This is a genomic window from Haloarcula rara (assembly GCF_029338235.1).
Taxonomy (GTDB): Archaea; Halobacteriota; Halobacteria; order Halobacteriales; family Haloarculaceae; genus Haloarcula; species Haloarcula rara.
Genome location: NZ_CP119785.1, coordinates 2,567,983 through 2,584,381 on the forward strand (window position 1 = coordinate 2,567,983; position 16,399 = coordinate 2,584,381).

General features: G+C 65.1%; 19 protein-coding genes. 5 read left to right on the forward strand and 14 right to left on the reverse strand.

Translation table 11 applies throughout. The annotated features are described in order from the left end of the window. Positions 1-149 precede the first annotated feature (149 nt). The 5 genes from P1K32_RS13680 to P1K32_RS13700 all read right to left on the reverse strand — a co-directional run bounded on the left by P1K32_RS13680 (position 150) and on the right by P1K32_RS13700 (position 5,955). Complete coding sequence (locus P1K32_RS13680) at positions 150-941, reverse strand: CBS domain-containing protein (protein ID WP_276250265.1); 792 nt, start codon at positions 939-941, stop codon at positions 150-152. Between the two features lie 37 nt (positions 942-978). Further along, positions 979-2,490 carry a DHHA1 domain-containing protein gene (locus tag P1K32_RS13685; protein WP_276250266.1) on the reverse strand — a complete coding sequence of 504 codons (1,512 nt, stop codon included), beginning with the start codon at positions 2,488-2,490 and terminating at the stop codon, positions 979-981. Between the two features lie 34 nt (positions 2,491-2,524). After that, complete coding sequence (lrpA1, locus tag P1K32_RS13690) at positions 2,525-2,953, reverse strand: HTH-type transcriptional regulator LrpA1 (RefSeq protein ID WP_220587882.1); 429 nt, start codon at positions 2,951-2,953, stop codon at positions 2,525-2,527. A 161-nt stretch (positions 2,954-3,114) separates the two neighbouring features. Beyond that, positions 3,115-4,053 (reverse strand): thiamine pyrophosphate-dependent enzyme, encoded by a 939-nt coding sequence (locus tag P1K32_RS13695; RefSeq protein ID WP_276250267.1) that lies wholly within the window; start codon positions 4,051-4,053, stop codon positions 3,115-3,117. A 3-nt stretch (positions 4,054-4,056) separates the two neighbouring features. Further along, positions 4,057-5,955: a 2-oxoacid:acceptor oxidoreductase subunit alpha gene (locus tag P1K32_RS13700; RefSeq protein WP_276250268.1), complete on the reverse strand. Its 1,899-nt coding sequence runs from the start codon at positions 5,953-5,955 to the stop codon at positions 4,057-4,059. A 329-nt stretch (positions 5,956-6,284) separates the two neighbouring features. Between P1K32_RS13700 and P1K32_RS13705 the strand changes: the two genes are divergently transcribed. Further along, positions 6,285-7,007, forward strand: coding sequence for a DICT sensory domain-containing protein (locus P1K32_RS13705; protein WP_276250269.1), 723 nt, complete (start codon positions 6,285-6,287; stop codon positions 7,005-7,007). Beyond that, positions 7,004-7,183, forward strand: a complete 180-nt coding sequence (locus tag P1K32_RS13710) for a hypothetical protein (protein ID WP_276250270.1) — start codon at positions 7,004-7,006, stop codon at positions 7,181-7,183. Before P1K32_RS13705 ends, P1K32_RS13710 begins: the two co-directional genes overlap by 4 nt. Here P1K32_RS13710 and P1K32_RS13715 read toward each other — a convergent pair. Further along, a complete protein-coding gene (locus tag P1K32_RS13715; protein WP_276250271.1) occupies positions 7,180-7,965 on the reverse strand; it encodes an N-acyl homoserine lactonase family protein in 786 nt (261 codons plus the stop codon). The two genes, P1K32_RS13710 and P1K32_RS13715, sit on opposite strands and share 4 nt — an antisense overlap. 104 nt (positions 7,966-8,069) lie before the next feature. Here P1K32_RS13715 and P1K32_RS13720 point away from each other — a divergent pair, with 104 nt between their 5' ends. Together P1K32_RS13720 and P1K32_RS13725 are read left to right on the forward strand one after the other, a co-directional pair. Next, a complete protein-coding gene (locus P1K32_RS13720; protein ID WP_276250272.1) occupies positions 8,070-8,285 on the forward strand; it encodes a DUF7557 family protein in 216 nt (71 codons plus the stop codon). Beyond that, a complete protein-coding gene (locus tag P1K32_RS13725) occupies positions 8,286-8,687 on the forward strand; it encodes a type II toxin-antitoxin system VapC family toxin (RefSeq protein ID WP_276250273.1) in 402 nt (133 codons plus the stop codon). Here P1K32_RS13725 and P1K32_RS13730 read toward each other — a convergent pair whose 3' ends face one another. From P1K32_RS13730 to P1K32_RS13745, 4 genes are all read right to left on the reverse strand, one after another. Continuing rightward, the gene (locus P1K32_RS13730) at positions 8,688-9,842 is read right to left on the reverse strand and encodes an acyl-CoA dehydrogenase family protein (RefSeq protein ID WP_276250274.1); all 1,155 of its coding nucleotides are present in this window, start codon (positions 9,840-9,842) and stop codon (positions 8,688-8,690) included. 122 nt (positions 9,843-9,964) lie between these two features. Next, entirely contained in the window at positions 9,965-11,641 is a 1,677-nt protein-coding gene (locus P1K32_RS13735; protein WP_276250275.1) for a long-chain fatty acid--CoA ligase, read from the reverse strand. A 76-nt stretch (positions 11,642-11,717) separates the two neighbouring features. After that, positions 11,718-12,317, reverse strand: coding sequence for a chemotaxis protein CheC (locus P1K32_RS13740; protein ID WP_276250276.1), 600 nt, complete (start codon positions 12,315-12,317; stop codon positions 11,718-11,720). Positions 12,318-12,418: 101 nt separating this feature from the next. Continuing rightward, positions 12,419-13,087 (reverse strand): O-methyltransferase, encoded by a 669-nt coding sequence (locus P1K32_RS13745; RefSeq protein ID WP_276250277.1) that lies wholly within the window; start codon positions 13,085-13,087, stop codon positions 12,419-12,421. A 215-nt stretch (positions 13,088-13,302) separates the two neighbouring features. Between P1K32_RS13745 and P1K32_RS13750 the strand changes: the two genes are divergently transcribed. Next, positions 13,303-13,572: an HPr family phosphocarrier protein gene (locus P1K32_RS13750; RefSeq protein WP_276250278.1), complete on the forward strand. Its 270-nt coding sequence runs from the start codon at positions 13,303-13,305 to the stop codon at positions 13,570-13,572. 1 nt (position 13,573) lies between these two features. Here the strand turns inward: P1K32_RS13750 and P1K32_RS13755 are convergent, their stop codons facing one another. From P1K32_RS13755 to P1K32_RS13770, 4 genes are all read right to left on the reverse strand, one after another. Then, complete coding sequence (locus tag P1K32_RS13755) at positions 13,574-13,954, reverse strand: PTS-dependent dihydroxyacetone kinase phosphotransferase subunit DhaM (RefSeq protein ID WP_276250279.1); 381 nt, start codon at positions 13,952-13,954, stop codon at positions 13,574-13,576. Further along, complete coding sequence (dhaL, locus tag P1K32_RS13760; RefSeq protein ID WP_276250280.1) at positions 13,954-14,658, reverse strand: dihydroxyacetone kinase subunit DhaL; 705 nt, start codon at positions 14,656-14,658, stop codon at positions 13,954-13,956. Before dhaL ends, P1K32_RS13755 begins: the two co-directional genes overlap by 1 nt. Beyond that, on the reverse strand, positions 14,655-15,653 hold the full coding sequence (dhaK, locus tag P1K32_RS13765; protein ID WP_276250281.1) for a dihydroxyacetone kinase subunit DhaK: 999 nt from the start codon (positions 15,651-15,653) through the stop codon (positions 14,655-14,657). Before dhaK ends, dhaL begins: the two co-directional genes overlap by 4 nt. A gap of 108 nt (positions 15,654-15,761) precedes the next feature. Then, the gene (locus P1K32_RS13770; protein ID WP_276250282.1) at positions 15,762-16,352 is read right to left on the reverse strand and encodes a thioredoxin family protein; all 591 of its coding nucleotides are present in this window, start codon (positions 16,350-16,352) and stop codon (positions 15,762-15,764) included. Between the last annotated feature and the right edge of the window lie 47 nt (positions 16,353-16,399).

Below are 16,399 nucleotides of genomic sequence, written 5' to 3' on the forward strand. Positions count from 1 at the left end.
GTTGACAAGTTTGTTCTGCCCAGGGTTCCGTTCGGTCTCGGAGACGTCTCCCGTCAGTCGACGTCTCCCGCTGGACAGCACCGCACCTCCGCGGCTCCCGGTGGTCGCCGCGTCGGTATTGGAGACGTCTCCCGTCAGTCGACGTCTCCCTACTCTTGTAACCGCTCGGTCGTCTGTACGAGCGGGTGGCGGGCGTAATCGACGACCTCGATGTCGCCGATACACTCCAGTCCGGCCTCAGTGGCCGTCTCGGCCATCCCCAGGTCGACAGTCTCCTCGAGCACGATGACGTTTGCCTCCATCGCCCGGATGTCGAGCCGTTCGGCGGCCTTCACCCGGTGGTGGCCGTCAGCCAGGTAGAGGTGGCCGTCGTTGTCGATGACGACCAGGGGCTCGGCCAGCCCGCGTTCGAGTTCGTACACCCGCCCCTCCAGTTCGTCGGCGTACACCGTCGGCTGGGTCGGCGTGAGCGCGGCGAGGTCGACCATCCGGCGCTCGTCGTGGGTGGTGATGTCGTGGATGTTTGCAAGCGTGCGTGCGAGCTTCTCGACCTTGTCTGGGGTCGCACGCTCTATCTGTGAGCGGATGACGTCTGCGTTGGAGATGATGCCAACCAGGTTGCCGGCGTCGTCGACGACCGGGAGTTTCTGGATGCCAGACCGGAGGATGACCCGGGCGGCGTCCTGGACGGCCATCTCGGGGGCGGCGACGATGATGTCCTCGGTCATCACCCGGAACATCGGTTCGTGGTCCTCGGCGAGCAGGAGGTCCCTGGCGCTGACAAATCCCTCGACGCGTCGCCCGTCGGTGACGGGGAAGCCACTGAAGTCGTCGCTCTCGGCGATGCGTTTGGCCACTTCCGCGACGGTGTCGTCGAGGTCGACGGTCGCGACGTCGCGTGTCATATACTCCCCCACCGTCGGTCGACCCGTGTCTGCCATCACCGACCTTTGCCCAGCGAGTGGCAAAAAGACTCGCCTACCCGCTGTCGTGCTCGTCGGGCTGGGGTCGGGCTAGCCCGGCGTACTCGTCCGGCGTGTACTCCGTCGACCCGTTGACGCGCCCCAGCAGCCGGTGGGACCGGGACTGGACCGCGTCGAGGAAGCGGTCGTTGACGACAGAACTGACGATGCTGTGCAGCGACTCTTCCCGGTCGTCGACGCTGTCGAGCACGCCCAGCGTTATCTGGGCGCCGGCCATGTCGGCGTGGCCGCCCGCGGAGCCTATCTGGCCGAACGCGTCCCGCAGGGCCTCGCCGAGGTCGATATCGGCGCCGCGGGCCCGCGCCGAGACGTAAATCGTCCCGTCGAGAACGCCGTACACCATCGTCGCGTGGATACCCTCGAGGTCGAGCAGCCGGTCGGCGGCCTGTGCCAGCGCGTCGCGGTCCGAGAGCTCGCCGACACAAGAGAGCAACACCGACCCTTCCTCCTCTCGGTTGTCGATAGCGCGGCCGATGATAGCGAGCGTCTCGCCGCTGACGCTCGGGTCCTCGATGCGCTGGAGAGCGTCCATGTCCGCCCGCTGGACGAGCTGGGCGGCCGCTTCGAAGTCCTCTGCCGATACCTCCCGGCGGAAGTCCTTCGTGTCGACACGGATGCCAAAGAGCAGCCCGGTCGCGATGGACTCGGACAGTTCGACCTCCAGCCGCTGGAAGTAATCCACCAGGAGCGTACTCGTCGCGCCGACGCCGCTGCGCAGGTCGACGTAGCGCGCCTCGACCGGGAGTCGCGGCGGGTGGTGGTCGATGACGATGTCTATCGGGAGGTCTTCGGGGAGCTGGTCGTTGACGCCGGGCCGTGAGTGGTCCACCAGGGCGAACCCGTCGTAGGCATCGAGCGCCGCGTCGTCGCCGGGCTCTAGGTTCACCAGGTCGTACTCCAGGAGGTTCACGAACGCGCGGTTCTCCTGGTGGGAGATGTCGCCGTAGTAACACAGCGACACTGTACAGCCGGCTCTGGCGGCGAGTTCGCCCAGCGCGACGGCGCTCGCGATGGCGTCGGGGTCGGGGTTGTCGTGCGTGACGACCGCAAGGTGGCCGTCGATGTCGCGAAGCACCTGCTGGAGCTGTCGGGTGCGCGCGCCCGCCTCACCTACACACCGTTGCAGTCGCTCCGAGAGGACGGCTTCGGGGTCGACCACGCGGTCGGCGACAGCGTCGAGGCGACTGCGCTGGGCGTCGCTGGCCCCGTAACCGCTGTAACACAGCAGGAAGGCCTCGGGGAACAGCTCGGCGACGGTCTCGCCGGCTTCGACGGCGACGGCCGGGTCGTCGGTGGCGACAATCACCGTCGTCGGAGCGATGTCCAGCTTGGCCATCCCCGCCCGGTCGATGTCGTCCGTGACGGAGACGGCGATACCGTCCTCCCGGAGCGTCTCGGCGCGGTGCCCGTCGTCCGTGAGAACCTGCAGCTGCTCGTGGTCGCCGCTCACTGCGTGGATTATCGCTCTCGCTGTCGAACCGGCGCCAACAACCAACCGAGACGGCATAGACTCTCTCTGGTCCGGAGCGTCTAAAAACCCGTTACTTCAGCCGTTCCTGCAGGAAGGAGGGGTGGGCGGCCGTCACGCCGTCGAGTTCGAGTATCTCGTCTTCGATGACTGCGGCGAGGGAGTTCCCGTCGGTCGCGCGCACCTCCGCCATCAGCATATGGTCGCCACTGGAGGTGTACAGCGACTCGACGGCGTCGATATCGGAGAGCTGGCGGGTCGCCTCGACGTAGCGTTCGCTGGCCACGTCGATGCCGACCATGGCGATAGACTGGCCCGAGAGCTTCTTCGGGTCGATATCGGCCGAGTAGCCGACGATGACGCCCTCCTCTTCTAGCTTCTTGATATATTTGCGGACCGTGGGCTTCGAGACTTCCGCCCGGTCGGCTATCTCGGCGTATGATGCCTGCGCGTCCTCTTCGAGGACTGACAGGATACGACGCTCCGTAGACTCGACACTCATAGAGGGATATTTACCGTGGGTGAAAAAATATGTTCCGAATCAGTAACCCACTTTCGGGCCGCCGAGAACTCGCACGGCCTGTCCTCGCGGGCCCACGTCCGCTTCGGGAAACGTGGGGCCAGCGGGCGTCCCGATGTCCGCGTGGTCACAGCGTTGGCTGGTTACTTGTGGTGCTGGAGCAGGTTGTCGTAGGTCCGCTCCCACTCGGCGTCCTCGTCGAAGTACCGCTCTGCGAGCGGTTCCTCCGGCATCTCGCCGATAGAGCGTTTCTCCTGGCCGTAGGAGGGGCGCTCGTCCTCGATGTACATCCGACCGGTCAGCACTTCGCCCTCGTAGAGGCGCTCCTCGGTCTTTCGCATCATCTCGGCGGCTTCCGCCCGGTCCGAGACGTCGAAGTCGAACTCGTCGGACTGCTGGACGTCCGTGTACGGGACGTAGTGTTTCGCGTCCTTGTTCCAGGTCGGACACTGGGTCAGGAAGTCGATGTGCGCGAAGCCGTCGTGCTCGATGGCCTCGGCGATGATCTCCTTTGCCTGGTTCGGGTTGACCGCGGCCGTGCGGGCGATGTAGGTCGCGCCGGCGTTTAGCTGCTGGCTGAGCGGTCGAATCGGCGACTTCGCCGAGCCGTGGGGCTGGGTCTTTGACTTGTGGCCCTTCGGCGAGGTCGGCGAGGTCTGGCCCTTCGTGAGCCCGAAGATCTCGTTGTTGAACACGATGTAGGTCATATCGTGGTTCTCACGAGCGGTGTGGATGGTGTGGTTGCCACCGATACCGTAGCCGTCACCGTCACCGCCGGCGGCGATGACCTCGATTTCTGGGTTGGCTAGTTTCGCGGCCCGGGCGACGGGCAGCGAGCGGCCGTGGATGGTGTGGAAGCCGTAGCTGTTGAAGTAGCTGTTGAGCTTCCCGGAACAGCCGATACCCGTAAAGAGGGCGACCTCGTCGGGGTTCTTGCCCACCTCGGGCATGGCCTGTTTCAACGCCTTCAGGACACCGAAGTCCCCACAGCCGGGACACCAGGTGGCCTGTGGCTCGATGCCGGGCGTGAACTCGTCTCGCTCTATCTCTCGGTCCTCTCCGATTGCGCTGAATGCACTCATAGGTTAGTCACCTGCCGCTGGCAGGTACTTCATGTTGGTCGCGGCGAGGTCCTCGCCGTTGATGCTCGATTCGAACCCGTCGACGATCTCGGCGGGCTCGAAGGGGTTCCCGTTGTACTTCAGGAGGCTCGACATCTTGTCGCCGTACTTGCCGATCTCCTTCTGGGTCAGTCCGCGGAACTGGGCCGTGGCGTTCATCTCGACGACCAGGGCCTGGTCGACGGACTCGAGCCACTCGGAGACCTCCTCGACCGGGTACGGGGCCATGTCCGAGACGCCCAGCGCTTTCACGCTGTGGCCGTTCTCGTTGAGCCGGTCGACGGCCTCGAATGCCGTGTCCTGCTGGCTCCCCCACACGAGGATGCCGTACTCGGCGTCTTCGGGGCCGTGGTAGGTCTGGTGGGAGGCATTCTCGTCGAGGTCGGCGCGGATGTCGTCGAGCTTGTTCAGACGGCGCTCCATCTGAGCGATGCGGTTGTCGGGGTCCTCGCTGATGTGGCCCGACGGGTTGTGTTCGTTCCCGGTCGCGAGGTAGCGCCCGTCCTTCTGGCCGGGGACCGAGCGCGGACTGACGTTCGAGCCGTCTTCGGGCTCGTGGAGGAACCGCTGGAACTTGCCCGACGCGTGGTGGGCTGCGTCCTGAATCTCCTCCTCCGTGAGGACGGAGCCGGGGTCGGCGTTTGGCTCCTCGTCGAAGTGGCTCGCCGGCAGGTTCCGGAGCTCGCCCTGTATCTTCTGGTCGTAGATGACGATGGACGGAATCTGGTACTCGTAGGCGATACGGAACGCCGAGCGGGTCTGCGTGTAACACTCGCGGATGTTCGCGGGCGCGAACACGACCCGTGCGGAGTCGCCCTGTGAGGTGTACAGGACGTGTTCCAGGTCGGCCTGTTCGGGCTTGGTCGGCATCCCGGTCGAGGGACCAGCACGCATCGCTTCGACCAGCACGACCGGCGTCTCGGTCATCTCGGCCAGTCCGAGCGGCTCGGACATCAGCGCGAAGCCACCGCCCGAGGAACCGGACATGGATTTGACCCCCATGTGCGAGGCTCCGAGGGCGAGCGCCGCGGCGGCAATCTCGTCCTCGACCTGCTCTGAGATACCGCCGAACTCGGGCAGGTGCTGGGACATGATGGTGAAGACGTCGGTCCACGGGGTCATCGGATAGCCCGAGATGAACCGACAGCCCTCGTCGAGCGCGCCGTAGGAGATAGCGTTAGAACCCGAGAGAATGACCTGCTCCTCGTCGTGAGAGCCGTCCGGAACCTCGATGTCGTGGTCGATGTCGAGCTCGGAGGCGGCCTCGTAGGCGTCTTCGAGGACGGCGAGGTTGGCTTCCTGCATATCGCCGGCCATGTTCTGTTCGATGAGCGTCTCGAACTCCTCGGTGCCGATATCGAGGATAGCGGCGGTCGCCCCGATACCGGCCGTGTTGCGCATAATCTCTCGGCCGTGCTCTTTGGCGATGCCACGCAGGTCCATCGGAACGACGTGCCAGTCGTTCTCCTCGGCGGCCTCTTCGAGTTCGATCTCCTCGACGTCTTCCTCGTCTAGCAGCCCCTCGTCATAGAGGAGGACACCGCCCTCGCGGAGGTCGTCGAAGTTCTCGTACAGCGGTTTCAGCTCTTCCTTGCCGTAGTAGGCCTCGTCCTGTGGGTTCCGGGCGAAGGAGTCACCCAAGGCGAGCAGGAAGTTGTAGCCGTCACCGCGTGACTGTACATTCTCGTCCTTCGCGCGTACTTCGACGTACGTGTGGCCACCGCGGATACGAGACGGGTAATGCCGGTGTGTGAAAACGTGAAGTCCCGAACGCATCAGGGCCTTCGCGAAGTTCTGACTGGTCGAGTCGATTCCGTCGCCGGAACCGCCAGCGATTCGCCAGATTAGTTCGTTGTCTGTCATTGTGAAATCCTCGGCCCCAGCTCTGGTGCCGTACCGGAAGGTTGGGGGGCCACGACTAAAGATTTTCCACTACATCAAGTCCCATTAATCGTTATTATTCGGGCGAAGGCACCCTATTCTGGGTAAACTGCAATGATTAATCTCCGGAGTTTTCAGCCCGGCCGAAATAGTTGGAGCTCAGACAATTATCGCCCCGAATCTGGCTCGAGACCCGCGGTCGGCTCACACTGGCGACCGCGTGGCATCTCACTTGTCAGCAGGGAGCAGTGGACACCGCAGTCGCACTCGTCGGAAGGCCTAATGCCGTACCGGGCGTCTCTTCGATGTGAATGTCGCTCAGCGAACTCATCGCCGGCGTTGAAGCCCACGAGCAGACCCTGACGGTGTTCAACGCCGACGGGGCGGTCACCGACGACCTTCGGGACCGCTTTGCGGACCGGAACGTCCGGGTCGTCCGGGAGACGACCGGGAGCGGCCGGCCCGGCGAGTTCCTCACCCTCTCGGACGCCGACGGCGTCTACGCGGCGACGGATATCGACTCGTTCTACGATTCACTCGACGACCGCGAGCGCGTGCTGGGCGAGGACGCCGGTCACAGCCTCCTCGACCATCTGGACGAGACCCTCTTTACCTCCTGGTCTATCGAGCGGATGGTCGCCGCGTCCCGTGAGATAGAGGACCGCGCCTGGCGGGTCGGCGAGGGGTCCCTGTACGCCGGCTTTCAGACGCTCTCGACGCTGCAGGGCGAACGCGCGCTGTACGAGCGACTCGGCGATTCGGCAGTCGATGTCCACGCCTACGCGGTGCCCGATATCGACCCGCCGACCCACAGCACGTTCCAGCTTCATCTGGACCGCAGCGAGGAGATAGCGACGTCGTGGTTCGTCGTCTTCGACGACGGGACCGACGACGAGGCTACCACGCAGAAATGCGCGCTGCTGGCCGAGGAGCGCGAGCCCCGCGAGTTCTACGGCTTCTGGACGTACGACCCCGGGACGGTCGACTACATCGTCGACCACCTGGCGTCCCGGTACGGAACGGTCGAACAGTGAGCAGTCCCGTCGCCACGGCGACAGCGTACCGGATTGCAGAGACCGGCCAGCGCGTCAACGCCGTCGAGTTCGAACTGCACTTCCAGTTTGGCCTCTGGACCGTCGTCGACCGCGGCGAGGACCGCTGGGTCGTCCGGACACGCGACGGCGAGCGGTTGACGCTGTCGCCGCTCTAGACAACTGACTCGAACACCGAGAGGTCGTGGCCCAGTAGAGTCTCCGCGCTCGTCTCTCGCTCGATATCCCGACAGCGCGCCAGGCTCTCGCGCCAGGCGGCGTTGCTCCACAGAAGGCTCGTCGCCATCGACTGGCCCGCGTAGTTAGCCTCGACGTAGGCCTCGTCGCCCACCACGAGCAGCGGGTCGCCTGCCCGCTCGACGAGCGCACCCATGAGGCCGGGCGTGTGGCCGGGCAGGTGGAGCAGTTCGACGCCCTCGGCGAGGTGGTAGCTGTCGCCGTGGACTATCTCCCAGTTGAGGTCGTGGTCGAAGTCGCTCGCGAGGTAGGCGATAGAGCCCGCCGCCGTCTTCGCGCTGTAATAGGCGTAGGGGAGTTCCTCGCGATGGACGTAGATTGGCACGTCCGTCCCGGCGAAGTTCTCGAGGCCGCCGGCGTGGTCCAGGTGGAGGTGGCTCATGACGACGGCGTCGATGTCGTCGAGCGCGTAGCCGGCCTCGGCGAGGTCACCCTCCAGGGTATGCTCGTCGGCGTCGACGTGGGCGAAGGCCTCGTACAGCGGTGCGGGCCAGTAGCCGTCGCCGGCCTCGGGATGTGAGCCGGTGTCCCACAGTATCGTGCGCTCGGGCGTCTCGATGAGGAGGTTCCAGACGACGTACTCCTCGTACTCGTGGTCGGGGTCGCGGTTCGACGCCGTCGCGACGCTGGTCCCGTCGACGACGAAGCTCCGGTCGGCCATCACTCGCCCGCGGTCCAGAAACGTGACTTCGGGAGGTTCCATATGGGGTGTAGGGTGGCTGAAAAGAAAAGGGTGGGTCCGAACTAATTAGTATTGTCAGCCGCGTCACCGTAACTCATACAGGTGGCTGTACACACTGTATACACATGAGCACGATACGCGTCAGCGACGAAGTGAAAGAACGGCTCCGGGACCTCAAACGGGACGACGAGACCTTCAACGACCTGCTGGACCGTCTCAGTCGGACCGAGAAAGATGTCGAAGCCATCGCACAGTCCCTGCCATCCGTCGACGAGAGTGATATCGAGCGGATGGACGACGCCCGTGACCGATTGAACGACTCGCTGGAGAACCGCCGGTAGATGCTCGTCCTCGACAGGGATGTGCTGGTGAAGCTCCGCAACTCGGACCAAACAGTGGTCCAGCACCTCCAGCAGTACCGTACCGACGAGTGGACGATTCCGGCCCACGTCGCGTGGGAGTCATTTCAGTACCACGGGAGTCGGACCGATATGGTGCAGGAACTGCAGCATCTCCGAAATAGCTTCGACAGAATCCTCCCGTTCACAGTTGACACTGCCCTCGAAGCCGCGTATCTCGACGAGAAGCTACAGTCCCAGGGTGTCACCCTCGACCCGATCGACCTCCTGAATCTGGCGACAGCGCAGGAAGCAGGTGGCAGGTTCATCACACACAACAAGAACGATTTCGACCGTGGTCCAGTGCGGGACCTTGCGGATATAGATGTCGTACTGACGGACTGATCACTGCGGCGTCTGCCGATAGATGAGATTCCGCTGGATGTCGTTGGCGCCCTCGTAGATGACCGGAATCCGCGCGTCACGGAACACCCGTGAGATGCGGTTCTCCAGCAGCACCGACCGGCCACCGTGGAGTTGCATACCCTTCTGAGAACACTCCGTCGCGGCCTCGGTGCCGGCGGTCTTGGCCAGCGCGGCCCAGTAGCCGGCGTCTTCCTGGTTGGCGACGCGGCGGGCGGCGTCCCACGAGAGCGAGCGGGCCGACTGGAAGGATAGTTGCATATCGGCGAGCTTGTGCTGGACGGCCTGGAACTCGTCGACGGTGCGGCCGAACGCCTCGCGGTCGTGGACGAAGTCCCACGCCTCCTCGATGGCAGCGGCGGCGAGGCCGAGACCGTGGCCCGCGACGATGACCCGGCCGTGGTTGAAGAACTCCGCGAGCATGTAGAAGCCGGCGCCCTCGACGCCGATGAGGTGGTCCTCGGGAATGCGACAGTCGTCGAGGACGATGTGAGCCTGCTTCGAGGCCCGGAAGCCCATCTTCTCGGGGATGTGCTCGGCGTCGTAGCCGGGGGCGTCCGTCGGGACGATGAACATCGAGTAGTTGCCGTAGCGGTTGTTCGGGTCCGACCCTGTCTTCGCATAGAGGGTGACCCAGTCGGCCTCGACGCCGTTGCCGATCCAGTACTTCTCGCCGTTGATGACCCACTCGTCGCCGTCCTTCTCGGCACTCGTGTTCATCCCCGCGAGGTCGCTGCCGGTCTCGGGCTCCGAGACGGCGAGGCCTGTAATCTGTTCGTTCTCGGCGACGGGGCGGAGGAACTCCGCTTTCTGTTCCTCGCTGCCGTGGTCCTCGACGATTTCGGCGCCGAAGCTCGCAAGCTGGAGCGTCAGCGCGATACCGGCGTCGGCCCGGTACATCTCCTCGGCCATAGCTAGCACCTGCAGGAGGTCGTAGCCTTTTCCGCCCACCTCCTCGCCCAGGTCCTGTGCGACGAGGCCGGCCTCCATCCCGGCTTCGAGGACCTCCCAGGGGTACTCCCCGGACTCGTAGTAGTCGGCGGCCACTGGTTCGATGTGTTCCTGGGCGAACTCGCGGGCCTCGGCTTTCACGTCGCGGGCGTGTTCCGGCACCGGATACTCCGAAAGGAACTCCATACTCCTACCCATGTGCGGTGTCACCATATACCTCGTGAAACTGCAGAAAACCCCACTGGAGTTGTTTCTGAGTCCGGACTCGGCGGACTGGCGGCTACTCGCCCTCGAAAGCCCCGGGACGCCTACTCCGGCGCTGCCTCGTCTGGGACACGCCCCTCGACCAGTGACTCGTCGCTGTACTCTTCGCGCAGCACCTTCTTGTCGAATTTCCCCGTCGCAGTCTTGGGTATCTCCTCGACGGTGACGACGTTGTCCGGTACCCACCAGTTCGGGTACGTCTGTCGGATGTACTCCCGCAGCGTGTCGGACAGCGAGTCGACGCCCTCACCGCTCGGCACGACCAGCGCGAGCGGCCGTTCCTGCCAGCGCTCGTGGGGCACGCCGATGACGGCTGCCTCGGCGACGGCCTCGTGGCCCAGCAGTTCGTTCTCCAGTTCCTGTGAGGATATCCACTCCCCGCCGCTCTTGATGACGTCCTTGGCGCGGTCGACGATGTCGATGTAGCCGTCGGGGTCGACGGTGACGACGTCGCCGGTCCTGAGGTAGCCGTCCGCGAACTCCGCTTCGGTGGCCTCCGGCCGGGCGAAGTACTCCGTGGTGACCCAGGGCCCGCGGACGTGGAGTTCGCCGAAGGCCTCCCCGTCGTGGGGGACCGCCTTGCCCTCGTCGTCGACGACCCTGAACTCCAGGCCAGGCACCACGAGGCCCTGCTTGCGCCGCTTCGCCAGTCTGGTGTCGTAGTCGGTGTCGGCGAGGTCGTGTTTGACGTGCGAGACAGCACCGACCGGGGCCGTCTCGGTCATCCCCCAGGCGTGGACCAGCTCCACCCCGCGGTCGTCGAAGAAGCGTATCATCGCTTCGGGCGCGGCGCTGCCCCCGACCACCAGTCGGTCGAGCGAGGAGAGGTCGACATCGTGGTCCTTGACGTACTCCATCAACCCGAGCCACACGGTCGGCACCCCGGCGGTGACGGTGACGCCCTCGTCCTCGATGAGGCCGGCGAGGTCCGCGGGCGAGGGTTTCGGGCCGGGGTAGACGTGTTTCGCGCCGCCGGCGGTCGCCGAGAACGGGAGCCCCCACGCGTTGACGTGGAACATCGGCACGACGGGCATCACGACGTCGTCGTCGGCGAGCGGGATGCCCTGTGGCGACTGGATACCCATCGTGTGCGACCAGAGCATCTGCTGGGTGTACTCGACGCCCTTCGGCTGCCCGGTCGTACCGGAGGTGTAACAGAGTCCCGCAGGGCGGTCCTCGGCGAGTTCGGGCCAGTCGTAGGTCGTCGGCTGGTCGCCGATAAGGGACTCGTAGGCGACGGTGTCGAGGTCGGTCTCGGGGACCGACTCGCCCATCACCACGTACCGCTCGACCGTCTCGAACGGGTCGGGGTCGTCGGCGACGGCTCCCTCTAGTTTCGGCAGGAGCGACTCGTCGACGAAGACGGTCCGGTCGGCCGCGTTCTCGACGATGTACTGGATGTGTTTGTCGGGCAACAGCGGGTTGATGGTGTGCAGTTGCGCGCCCATCCCCGGGACGCCGAAGTAGGTCTCGAAGTGGCGATGGTGGTTCCAGCAGAACGTGGCGACGCGCGCGCCGCCATCACTGTCGGCCGACTCCGCGCTCTCACCGTAGCCCGCCCCGTCGAGGACGTTCGCCAGTTGCGCGACGCGGTCGCCGTACGTGTCGTAGTCGTAGCGGACGATACCCTCGTGTGATCGGGAGACGACCTCTGTTTCCGCGTACAACTGCCGCGCGCGCCACAGGAACGGCCTCAGTGTCTGGGGGGAACCACCTGGCATATGGTACCATACGACCCCGGCACACAAGAGTGTCAGCTAAATTATGGTGAGTGACCCGCACGTTGTCGATGGTCGCCTAGACTTCGATTTCCTGCATCAGACCGACCAGTTCCTCAAGCTCCGGGAACGTGTACACCTTGACGTTGATATCGGAGTCCAGCGCGTGGACCCGGGAGTCGAACATCAGCGCCATATCGTTGTCGCGGTCGCCGACGAGCTGGTCTACCATCCCGCTGCCCGGGCCGAAGGTGAAGTTCGGCGTGGAGATGTCGATAGTCGTATCCAAGACGTTCGCCCAGCCGTCGATGAAGCCGCTGGTCATGATGTTCCCGATCTCCTGGATTGCCGACCGCTCCATGTCGGTGAAGCCGCCCGCGTCGCTCGTCTCGCCCATATCGCCGATCATGCCGTGGGCGAGGTCCTTCGCGCTCCGGGCGTTGAACAGAAAGAGGATGTAGCCGTGGGGTTTCTCGACCATCTCGATGCTGATGCCGATCTGCTTCTCGTCGCCGATGTGGGTCTTGATATCGGGGATGTCGATGAAGTTTATCTTCGTTATCTCCATCTCGGTCTCCATCCCGGTCATCTGGCTCAGGTGGTTGGCGACGGTGTTGCCCCCCTCCTTTGCCATCTTGTTGAAGAGCCCGAGCTTCCTGATATCTATCATCAAACTCATAGTCAGTTGGCCCGAAATTTCGAGGCCTGCCACATAAGCTATACACCCCCATTTTCGATGCCGAGAATCGGAGGCTCCAGTGGGACTGTCCGTCGCCCCGCTCACTGCACCCGAACACTGACGGCGACGCCTTCACCGAGTGGCAGCAGGCCGGTCTCGAAGTCGGGGTCGTTCCGAACGCGTTCCAGATACGCGGCGATACCCTGGCTCGCGTCGCTCGCCTCGACCGACTCGCCGGCAAGCAGGGCCCGGATGTCGGCAAAGTCCAGCGGGCCGGCCTCGACGGCGTTGTCCGCGGCGACGACGCCACCGACCGGCACCTTCTCGCGGACGGCCTCGAACGCCTCGGTGTAGCGCCCTTTCTCGTTGTCGACGAGCACCACGTCGAAGGGGCCGTCGTAGCGGTCGACGACGTCGATGGCGTCGCCGTGTTCGAAGACCGCGCGGTCGGCGTAGCCGCCCCGCTTGAGGTACTCGCGGGCGTCCTCGAGTTCGTCGGCATCGATTTCGGTGAGCACTATCTCTCCGTCCGCGGGTATCTCGGGCGCCAGCCAGTACGCCGAGTAGCCAAAGCCCGAGCCGAACTCGAAGACCCGCTCGGCGTCGGTCAGGCGGGCCAGCAGGCGGAGCCACGCGCCGACGGCTGGACCCACCGTGGGAAAGCCCTCGCGGTCGGCTCGCTCGTCCATCTCCGCGATAATCTCGTCGGGCGCCGGCGCCAGCGTGCGGGCGAACTGCTCGGTCACGTCGGGGATGGGCGTCTCGTCCATACCGGCCGTGTGAGCGGTCGGCGGGTAAATCCTCGGTCACCGGGTCCGACTCTCGGATATGGTTCCAAGCGTGCGAGGGGCCGACCACGTAGCCAACCGATAGCACGACCGATAGATATCCCAGTGGCCGACTCGCGGCCCACTGCAGACGACCTGGCCAGTGAACAGTTTGGCGACCCCCGCATAGTAATGGTCGCCGGGCTCCTTGGTCAGCTATGGAACGAGACGTCGAGATCGTCCCCGAGGCCGGGCTGCACGCCCGACCGGCCTCGAAGTTCGTCCAGACAGTCAACGAGTACGATGCGTCGGTCGAGGTCGGACTCGCCGACAGCGGAGAACTCGTGCCCGCGAACAGTATGCTCTCGGTGACCGGACTGGGCGCGAAACACGGCGACGTGGTACGGCTCGTCGCAGCGGGCGACGACGCGGAAGCGGCGCTCGACGCGCTGGAATCGGTCCTCTCGACGCTGGAAGACGGGGACTGACCTAGAGCTTCTCGACACCGCGGGCCGCCTCGGCCTGCTCGCGGACCGACTCGACGGTGGCTTTCGGACTGGTCGCGGTGACAGCGGCGTTAACCGTCCCCTCCAGTACCGGCGCGTCGGCGATGACCGCATCGACTTCGCTCGACTCTATAGCGACCTCTGCGTTCATCACGGCGCTGCCGAGGTCGACGAGCACGACGACACCGTCGCCGCCGTCTGCCGCCTCGATAGCGGCCTCGATGTCGTCTGCGACCGTGCCGAAGCCGCCCTGGCCGTCACCGCCGACCGACTCGATGCGCGTCTCCCCACCCATCTCGCCGGCCACCGCTGCGATGCCGTCGGCGGCCGTCTGGCTGTGTGAGACGACGACGAGCCCGACCATCAGTCCTCGGTCACCTCGCCGTCAGGGATGGTCGGCGACTCGGCGTGGTCGGGCAGCTCCTCGGGGGCCTCGCCGTACTCCGTGGCCACGTCGAGCAGCTCCTCCATGATGTACAGCGTGCTGGTGGCGCCGGGGTCCTGGTGGCCCACCGAGCGCCAGCCCAGGTACGAGGCCCGACCCTTCGAGGCCCGGATGGGGACGGTGAAGTCCACGCCACGGCCCGCGGCGGCGACGGCCTTCGAAAGCGCCGCCACCGGCTCCATATCGTCGACTTCGACCGACTTCTTGAACGTGTGAACAGCCGGCACCAGCGCGTCGACCATGGTCTTGTCGCCGACGCGGGCGTCGCCGCGGTCCTGCACTTTCTCCAGATAGGTCTCCGCGAACGCGACGGCCGTTTCGGCCGTGATGCCGTCTTCGAGTTCGGGGCTGGCGAAGACCAGCGAACCGCCGTACAGCGGGCCCGACGCGCCGCCGACCTCCGACAGCAGTGTCTTGCCCGCCGTCTTGACGACGGCCATCGGCTCGGGCTCGTCGAGCTCGGCGACGGCCTCTGCGGCGGCGGCCCACCCGCGGGCCATGTTCCCGCCGTGGTCCGCGTCGCCGATAGCGGAGTCGAGGTCCGTCAGGTGGGACCGCTCGGTCTCCAGCCGGTCTGCGACCGCCGCGACCGCGGCGACGACGGCCTCGCCGTCGTCGCTCATTTCACCGTCAGCGCCGGCGTCTCCGCCGGCGCGCCGAGCAGTTCCTTCAGCTCCTCGTCGACGGCACAGACCGTGATAGAGCACCCCTCCATGTCCAGGGAGGTCATGTAGTCGCCCACCCAGGCGTCCCACGTCTCCAGGCCGTGGTCGCCCAGAATCTCCTGGAGCTTGCGGTTGACGACGAACAGCTCCATCTGTGGGGTGCCGCCCATCCCGTTGACGATTGTCATCACTTCCTGGCCCTCGTCGAGGTCGAGGTCTTCGAGGACATTTTGGGTGAGCTCCTCCGTGATATCGTCGGCGCTCATCACGTCGGTGCGCTCGACGCCGGGCTCGCCGTGGATACCGATGCCCAGTTCGATCTCGTCTTCGGGGAGGTCGAACGTCGCCTCGCCCTTCTCCGGTGTGATACAGGACGTGAGCGCCATCCCCATCGTGCCGACGTTGTCGATGACTTTCTGAGCGACCCGCTGGACCTCCTCTAAGTCCGCGCCCTCGGCGGCCTTCGCGCCGGCGGCCTTGTGGACGAGGATGGTCCCACAGACACCGCGGCGGCCCGAGGTGTACAGCGAGTCCTCGACGGCCACGTCGTCGTCGACGACGACCTGCGCGACGTCGGTCCCTTCCATCTCGACCATCTCGCCGGCGGTCTCGAAGTTCATCACGTCGCCCTCGTAGTTCTTGATGACCATGAGGACGCCCTCGCCGCTGTCGGCCGCCCCCACCAGTTCCTCTAACTCGTCCGCTGTCGGGGACGTGAACACCTCGCCGGCCGCGGCACCGTCGAGCATCCCCTCACCGAGGTAGCCCGCGTGGGTCGGCTCGTGGCCGCTCCCACCACCGCTGACGATGCCCACTTTCCCGTCAACCGGGGCGTCGTCCCGTACAAGCACCTTCGTGTCAGGAAGTCGACGAACCTGGTCCGGGTAGGCGGCCACCATTCCGTCTAGCATCTCGTCGACCACATTGTCCGGGTCGTTGATGAGTTTCTTCATAGTCCATGATTATGGACGCCACGCTGATACATAAACCTGCCCAGCAAATTACAACGGTCGTAGTTTTCGTTTAGAACACTTTTCAGAATGGCAGAAATAGACGCGGCCTTAGAGATCCCAGTAATCTGGCTCATTCCCCTCCATCCACTTGATGGAACAGCCCCGCGAGGGCTTCTCCGCGGCGGAAATCTCATCGCCGGACAGCAGCGTCTCGACGTGAGCGGCCATCTCCCGTTCGCTGGGGTCGTCGTCGGGGTTGGGTGCGTCGTCGAGCCGGCCGTGGTAGGCCAGCCGGAAATCGCCATCGTCGTTGTCAAAGAGGAACGGGTCGGGCGTACAGCGAGCGCCGTAGGCGGCCGCGACCGACTGGTCGGCGTCGTGGAGGTAGGCGTCGTAGTCGACGGTCCCGTCGGCCACGACCTCCTGCATCCGTTCGAAGGAATCGTCGGGGTACGCCTTCGGGTCGTTCGAGTTGACACCCACGACGGCGAGGTCGTCGTACTCTGCTGCCAGGCGGTTCAGCTCCGGTATCTTGGCCTTGGCGTACGGGCAGTGGTTGCAGGTGAACACGACGAGCAGCGCCTCGTAGTCGGCGAAGTCCTCGAGCGCGTACAGCCCGCCGTCGGCGCCCGCCAGTTCGAAGCCCGGCGCGCTGTCACCGCGCTGGAGCACGTCGGATTCGGAGTCGAGTGAGACCATGGTATGAGAACCTACACGGCCGGCTTGTAAAAGTCCGTGGCTGCCGG